Below are 7,735 nucleotides of genomic sequence, written 5' to 3' on the forward strand. Positions count from 1 at the left end.
TCCGTTCGAGCTGCGTTGCAGCGCGGCTGGGCGAGATCGGCTGCTCTTCAACCAGTCTGCGAGAAGGCCGCGTGAGCGCGCAGATCCGCGGAATTGTTCGTGCGACGGAAAGGTGAGTTGCATCAACGCCATGGCGTGCGTTTTGGTCATGCGCCGGCAGCTTCAAGCGCCGTTGTGAAGACCGCATGCGCGATGCTATGCGACAACAAAGAGAGGCGTGCGGCCGCCGAGACGCTGCGCGCTGTCAGCGCACAGCAACATCGGGCAAAGGAAACACCATGGTCGACGCGCTCATCATCGATGCCTGCAGGACGCCGCGCGGTATCGGCAAGGCCGGCAAGGGCGCGCTCGCCGGGCTGCATCCGCAGCATCTCGGCGCCACCGTGCTGCGTGCGCTGGCCGAGCGCACCGGCATCGACACCGGCGATGTCGACGACATCATCTGGGGCTGCTCGTCGCAGCGCGGCCCGCAGAGCGGCGACCTCGGCCGCATGTCGGCGCTCGATGCCGGCTACGACATCCGCGCCTCCGGCGTCACGCTCGACCGCTTCTGCGGCTCCGGCATCACCAGCGTCAACATCGCCGCCGCCTCGATCATGGCAGGGCAGGAGGATCTCGTCGTCGCCGGCGGCTGCGAGATGATGTCGATGGAGGGCCGGCGCGGCGAGGGGCCGCTGATGATGGATGCCGGCAATCTGCATCTGCGCGCGCTGCACCCGCAGTCGCACCAGGGCGTCTGTGCCGACGCCATCGCCACCATGGAAGGCATCACCCGCGCCGATGTCGACGCGCTCGGGCTGGAGAGCCAGAAGCGCGCGGCGGCGGCGATCGCTGCCGGCCACTTCAAGAAGAGCCTGGTGCCGGTACGTCGCGAGGACGGCAGCCTCGCGCTCGACCACGAAGAGTATCCCAGGCCGCAGACCACGGCGGAGGCGCTCGCCGGGCTGAAGCCGGCGTTTCCGGCGATCGCCGACTACGCGCTTGACGAGAAGGGCACGACCTATCGCAACCTGATCCTGCAGCGCTATCCCGACCTCGAGATCGACTTCGTCCATCACGCCGGCAACTCCTCGGGCGTGGTCGACGGTGCGGCAGCGATCCTGCTGGCGTCGCCGTCTTATGCCAAGGCTCATGGTCTGAAGCCGCGGGCACGCGTCGTGGCGATGGCCAACATGGGCGACGACCCGACCCTGATGCTGAACGCCCCGGTGCCGGCGACGCGCAAGGTGCTGGCCAAGGCCGGGCTCAAGCTTGATGACATCGACCTGTTCGAGATCAACGAGGCGTTCGCCGTCGTCGCCGAGAAGTACATCCGCGACCTCAAGCTCGATCGCGCCAAGGTCAATGTGAACGGCGGCTCGATCGCGCTCGGACATCCGATCGGCGCCACCGGCTCCATCCTGATCGGGACGCTGCTCGACGAACTCGAGCGGCGCGATCTCAAGCGCGGCCTGGTCACGATGTGCGCGGCCGGTGGCATGGCACCCGCGATCATCATCGAGCGGGTCTGAACGGTCGATCTCCTCGATTTGAGTTGCACGCGCCCGTTGCGGAGTCTCCCGTGGCGGGCGCCGTCGTTTTAAACTTGGGCTGCTTGTGACCTCAGCGGTGCCGCGCGGAGGCGTAGGATCGCGCGGGCCGCGGCGGTTCCACTTTCCGGACCGGTCAACCACGTTTCGACTGGACAGGAATTCGCGCTTGTTCCGCTAGTTGCGACAGGTTATTGCCACGGCGAGGCCTCATCGTAGAAGAAATGGCTCTCCGTGCTGTCGACGCTGTCGCATATCATCGATCGCAAGGCTTCGAACCGGGTGGTCACGCGGCTGCGGGCCCTGCTGCGCAGCAACGAGTTCTACCTGATACCGCTGGCGCTGGTGATCGGCGTCGCGACGGGTGCGATCGTGACGGTGATGAGCCTGATCGCGCAGGTCGCGCATGTGGTCATCTATGGCATTCCGATCGATGTCCGGCTCAGCGCTCATACCTGGGTCAACCCGGCGGTCGCGCTGATCGCACCCGCCTGCGGCGGCCTCGCGCTCGGGATCATGGAATGGCTGCGGCGGCGCTGGAAGATCGCGGCCGCGGTCGACCCCGTCGAGGCCAATGCGCTGCGCGGCGGACGGCTGTCGATGCGGGACAGCATCGTGGTGAGCGGCCAGACCCTGGTCTCCAACGGCTCCGGCGCGTCGGTCGGGCTTGAGGCCGGCTACACCCAGATCGGCGCCGGCGTCGCCTCGCTTCTCGGGCAGTATCTCACACTCCGCCGCAACGATCTGCGCCTCATCCTCGGCTGCGGTGCGGCGGCAGCCATTGCGGCCGCCTTCGGCGCGCCGATCACCGGCGCGTTCTATGCCTGTGAGCTGATCGTCGGCGTCTACTCCGTGGGCAGCGCGGCGCCGATTCTGGCGGCGTCGCTGGCAGGTGCGCTGACCTCGCAATATCTCGCCGGCGCGCCGTATTCGCTGGAGATCGCCAAGGTCGGCGCGGTCGGCTTCGAGCAATACATCGCGCTGTTCGTGCTGGCGCTCCTCGTCGCCGGCATCGGCATCGTGGTGATGCGCGCCTCGCCGGCGGTCGAGCGGCTGTTCGTCCGCATCCCGGTCTGGCTGCGCCCGGTGATCGGCGGGGTCTGTGTCGGCGCCATGGCGATCGTGACGCCGCAGGTGCTGGCGGCTGGCCACGGCGCGATGCTGCTCGATCTGCATCGCGAGATGGCGGTCGGCATGATCGCCACCATCATCGTGCTCAAGCTCGCCGCCTGCCTGATCTCGCTGGCCTCGGGCTTCCGCGGCGGTCTGTTCTTCGCCTCGCTGTTCGTCGGCAGCCTGCTCGGCAAGCTGTTTGCGGGACTGCTCGCGCTGGCCGGCCTCGGGCTCGCGATCGACCCGCTGGTGGCGATGCTCACCGGCATGGCGACGCTCGGTGTCGCCATCGTCGGCGGGCCGCTGACGATGTCGTTCCTGGTGCTGGAAATGACCCGCAGCGTCGACGTCACGGCCGTCGTGCTGGGCGCCTGCATCGTGACGTCGGTGTGCGTCCGCGTCCTGTTCGGCCACTCGTTCTCGACCTGGCGACTGCATCTGCGCGGCGAGACCATCCGCAGTGCCAACGACGTCGGCTGGCTGCGCAACCTCACGGTCGAGCGGCTGATGCGCTCCGACGTCGCCAAGGTGCCGACCACGACCAGCATCGCGGCCTGCCGGCGCGAGTTCGCGCTGGGCACGCGCCAGGCCGTGGTGGTGGTGAACAACAGCGACGATTATTGCGGGCTGGTGTCGCTGCCCGATCTGTTCTCGGGCGAATTGGACTCCATCGCCGACGAGATCCAGGTGGTCGAGCTCGCCAAATATTTCGACGTCGCGCTGTTGCCCGAAATGAACGTCAAGACGGCGATGAAGATCTTTGACGATTCCGGCGCGGAAGAGCTGGCGGTGCTGGAATCGGAGAACAGCCGCAAGGTGATCGGCTTCCTGACCGAGTCCTTCGCGCGCCGCCGCTATGTCGAGGAGATCGACCAGGCGACGCGCGGTGTGCTCGGGGCGCTGTCGTGATCGCGTCCCATCGCGGCGACACGTGATCGCCGGTCCTCGACCGGGGTAGACTGCCGGCCGTTCGAGACGCGCGAGGACTGCATGACGAGACTGATGAGCACGGCTGTCGTGGCGACCTTGAGCGCGCTGGCGGCGACCGCCGCCGCAGCCGAACCTGCTGTGCTGAAAGGCAAGGACGCGTTCGGCAGCTGGCAGGGTGATGCACCGGGCACGATCAGGCTGATCCGCCCTGAAGACCTGCCCACGCCGGGGGCGACGGCGTCCGCCGCGAACGTGTCCCGCGTGGTGCAACGACCGGCCTCCGCCGTGCCGAAGGTCGTCGACGGTTTCAAGGTCGCGCTGTTCGCCGAGGGGCTGAACGGGCCGCGCATCCTCCGCACCGCGCCGAATGGCGACATCTTCGTCGCCGAGACCCGGGCCGGGCGCGTCCGCGTGCTGCGCCCGAGCGAGGACGGCAGCAAGGTCGCCTCCAGCGAGATCTTTGCCGACCGTCTCGGCCATCCCTTCGGCATCGCGTTCTATCCGAGCCGCGATCCGCAATGGGTCTATGTCGCAAGCACCGAGCGCGTCATGCGCTTTCCCTATCGGGCTGGCGACATGAAGGCGTCGGCCGCGGCCCAGACGATCGCCGATCTGCCGGCCGGCTACGGCCATTCGACGCGCGATATCGTCTTCACCAGGGACGACAAGCGCATGCTGGTGTCGGTCGGCTCCGCCGGCAATGTCGGCGAAGCGCTGGGAGAGCCAGCCGGCGGAATCAGTGCCTGGATCAAGGCGCATCCGCTCGGCGCGGGCTGGGGCGGAGAGACCGACCGTGCCGGCGTGCTGGCATTCGATCCCGACGGCCAGAACCGCAGCCTGTTCGCCACCGGCATCCGCAACTGCGTCGGCCTCGCCATCCAGCCGGCAACCGGAGCGCCGTGGTGCTCGACCAACGAGCGCGACGGGCTCGGCGACGATCTGGTGCCGGATTATGTCACGCGGGTGAAGGAGGGCGGCTTCTATGGCTGGCCCTGGTACTACATCGGCGACAACCCCGACCCGCGCCATGCCGGCGAGCGCCCCGACCTGAAGGGCAGGATCACCGTGCCCGACGTGCTGCTGCAGCCGCATTCGGCCTCGCTCGGTCTGACGTTCTACGACGGAAATCTGTTTCCGCCGGAGTATCGCGGCGATGCCTTCGCCGCCGAGCACGGCTCGTGGAACCGGTCGAAGCGCACCGGCTACAAGGTGATCCGGATCAGGCTCAAGGACGGCGCGCCCACCGGCGAATACGAGGATTTCGTCACCGGATTCGTCGTCAACGATCGCGAGGTCTGGGGGCGGCCGGTCGGCGTCACCGTGGCGCGCGACGGCAGCCTGCTCATCTCCGAAGACGGCAACGGCACGATCTGGCGCGTCAGCCGCTGATGGACCAGCTGATGCGGCATTGAGAAGCACGAGCGGGCCGTCCTCACTTCTTCGGTGCGCGGCAGTTGAACGCACGGCGGAAGCCGGCGGCGCGTGCGTCGTCCTCCGAGCAGAACCAGCGGTCGGGCTCGGTGGTCGCGGGATAGCTCGGGCAGCCCTGCAGATGGTAGATGCCGATGTTGCCGGTCACGCGGGCGCGCACCGCGAACTTGCCCTTGATGCTGCAGCCCGGCGGCGCGCTCGGCGCGTCCGGGAACAGCACCGCACGGATCTCGCGGTCGCGGTCGGCGCGGCAGGCGGCGCCGAGCAGGGCGCCGTCCTTCTTGTCGGCGCGGAACTCTGAGGGCGCGACGAAGCATCCCTTCCACAGCCCGCGCACCGCCTCCTTGGCCGCGGCGACATCGTCCTTGGCGCGATACTTGATCGCCGGATCCGCGCTCATGGCGTAGCCCGCGCGCGCGACCTGTTGGTTGAGGCTGACCTTGTCGCCGTCGATGGTGCAAAGGCCGATCCTGCGGGTCTTGAGCGGCTTGTCGGGACCGAGATCGTCGCAGCGCACCGAGCGCCCGCCGATCAGCTTGCCGAGCTGCTCGCGCGCCTCGACGCCGCAGCTCCAGGAATCGGCGTGATCGTCGATGCAGAGCTGGTCGACCTCCGGCGCATCGATGCCGTCGAGCCGGAACACAGTGTCGCCGAGCTGGATCGTGTCGCCGCTGCGCACCGTGGCGCTCGCCGCCAGCGATGCGCCGGTCATGCCGGCTCCCAGCACAATGGCCCCACACAACGACAACAGCCGGTCTCGCAGCCGCATGTTTTCTCCCGCAATCAATTGCATCAAATATCCGCGTCCAGTCCTATCACATCGCTCGTGAGTCACGGCAAGTGCGGCTTGGGATCCGGCGTCTCGGCCTCATGGTTCGAGACGCACCGCCATCTGGACCGACTGCTTGGCTCATTTTGGCGTGCGGCGCTTCTCACCATGAGGGTTTGAGATATTGCCGCGCAGCCGGTCCTCGTCCTGAGGAGCCTGCCGGAGGCGGGCGTCTCGAACGACGGCCGCAAGTGCGGATCAGCTCGCCCGCCTTGCGAACGGGACAGACCGCCGCCTTGCGCCGGGGCGGGCTGCTACCCATCTGAGCGGCCGAAGGAAATCTTGCCATGTTGGACTTTACCTCCGATCTCGCCGGCGACGCGCTGTCGCCGGCGCAAGCGTCGTCTGCTGCCCCGGCCGATGACCGGGCGCTGCTCGACGCCTATTCCAATGCCGTCATCGACGTCACCGAGCGCGTCGGCCCTGCGGTCGTGCGTGTCGAGACTGGCCCCAAAGCCGGCTCCCGCGCCGAGCGCGGCGGCCTCGGCTCGGGCATCGTGATCTCGCCCGACGGGCTGGTGCTGACCAACAGCCATGTGGTCGGCTCGTCGAAGGCCATCCGGCTGCGCGACGTCGAGGGCGTCGTCACCGATGCGCAGGTGCTGGGCGTCGATCCCGACACCGATCTCGCTTTGCTGCGCGCCAATCACGCGCGCGACCTGCGCTACGCCGCGCTCGGCAACTCCAAGAGCCTGCGGCGCGGCCAGCTCGTGGTCGCGATCGGCAACCCGCTCGGCTTCGAATCGACCGTGACGGCCGGCGTGGTGTCGGCGCTGGGGCGCTCGATTCGCTCGGTCTCGGGCCGGATGATCGAGGACGTCATCCAGACCGATGCGGCGCTCAACCCCGGCAATTCCGGCGGGGCGCTGGTGTCCTCGGCCGCGGAGGTGATCGGCATCAACACCGCCATCATCCAGGGGGCGCAAGGCATCTGCTTTGCGGTCGCGAGCAACACCGCGCAGTTCGTGCTGTCGGAAATCATCCGCCACGGCTATGTCCGCCGCGCCTATATCGGCGTCTCCGGGCAGACCGCGCCGGTGCCGCGGCGTCACGCGCTGCTCGCCGGCGTCGAGAACAAGATGGGCGCGCTCTTGATGCAGATCGAGCCGGATGGCCCGGCGGCGCGTGCCGGCCTGCTGCCGGGCGATGTCGTGATCAGCCTCGGCGGCGCCGACATCAACGGCGTCGACGACCTGATCCGCGTGCTCGACCGCGATCGCATCGGCCGCACCGTCGCGATGGATGTGCTGCGGCTGGGAAGGCTGCGCGGCATCGACATCCACCCGGTGGAGCGCAAGCCTGCGGCGCGGCAGGCGGCTGGATAAGCTTGCTACATGAGCGCATAGTGCTGGCAACGATTGGCTCGACAAGCCGAGCTGTGTGATATAGTGCCCTCTCCCCTTGCGGGAGAGGGCATGTATAGCCTCTCCGCATACTCGTTTGGGTGAGGGGTATCTCTCCGCGATTGGCGTTTTTGGAGAGATACCCCTCACCCGACCGTCCTTGTCACACTGTCGTACATGCCCTCTCCCACAAGGGGAGAGGGCGCAGTCATCAGCATGTCGCATCTTCTCCGTCGTCAAGCGGCGCTATTGAATCCAGCTGTTGCACGGCAGAGGTGTCTCCGTTCATCTAATTCACAGTCTCAAACAGCACGGGACACGACATCTCAGCCTCGCGGCGCGTCGCGCCCGAGTTCTACATTCAATTCGCCCCTCGCAAATCATGCAGAGGGCGCAGGGAATGCCGGGTGAAGGCCTCACCCATGGCCCGCCTGCGAAAAAAATGCAGGCGGCAGGTACCACAGGCAAAGCCGAACACTCCGGCATTCCCTGCGCGACGGTCTTCACGCTTATACGCAGTCTCCCTGGTGCGCCGGGCTTGTTGGCCACCATGCCGCGAC

Annotated in this window: 5 protein-coding genes; 4 read left to right on the plus strand and 1 reads right to left on the minus strand. The window is 67.6% G+C overall.

What is annotated here, in order from left to right:
* Positions 1-278: 278 nt before the first annotated feature.
* The 3 genes from QX010_RS29840 to QX010_RS29850 all read left to right on the plus strand — a co-directional run bounded on the left by QX010_RS29840 (position 279) and on the right by QX010_RS29850 (position 4,961).
* On the plus strand, positions 279-1,511 hold the full coding sequence (locus tag QX010_RS29840) for an acetyl-CoA C-acetyltransferase (protein ID WP_316183264.1): 1,233 nt from the start codon (positions 279-281) through the stop codon (positions 1,509-1,511).
* A gap of 252 nt (positions 1,512-1,763) precedes the next feature.
* Complete coding sequence (locus QX010_RS29845) at positions 1,764-3,551, plus strand: chloride channel protein (protein WP_315802466.1); 1,788 nt, start codon at positions 1,764-1,766, stop codon at positions 3,549-3,551.
* Between the two features lie 81 nt (positions 3,552-3,632).
* Positions 3,633-4,961, plus strand: a complete 1,329-nt coding sequence (locus QX010_RS29850; protein WP_316183265.1) for a sorbosone dehydrogenase family protein — start codon at positions 3,633-3,635, stop codon at positions 4,959-4,961.
* A 43-nt stretch (positions 4,962-5,004) separates the two neighbouring features.
* Here QX010_RS29850 and QX010_RS29855 read toward each other — a convergent pair whose 3' ends face one another.
* A complete protein-coding gene (locus QX010_RS29855) occupies positions 5,005-5,772 on the minus strand; it encodes a thermonuclease family protein (RefSeq protein ID WP_315802468.1) in 768 nt (255 codons plus the stop codon).
* 347 nt (positions 5,773-6,119) lie between these two features.
* Between QX010_RS29855 and QX010_RS29860 the strand changes: the two genes are divergently transcribed.
* Positions 6,120-7,157 carry a S1C family serine protease gene (locus QX010_RS29860; RefSeq protein ID WP_316183266.1) on the plus strand — a complete coding sequence of 346 codons (1,038 nt, stop codon included), beginning with the start codon at positions 6,120-6,122 and terminating at the stop codon, positions 7,155-7,157.
* Positions 7,158-7,735 lie beyond the last annotated feature (578 nt).

It is taken from the genome of Bradyrhizobium sp. SZCCHNRI1009, assembly GCF_032487575.1.
Classification (GTDB): domain Bacteria; phylum Pseudomonadota; class Alphaproteobacteria; order Rhizobiales; family Xanthobacteraceae; genus Bradyrhizobium.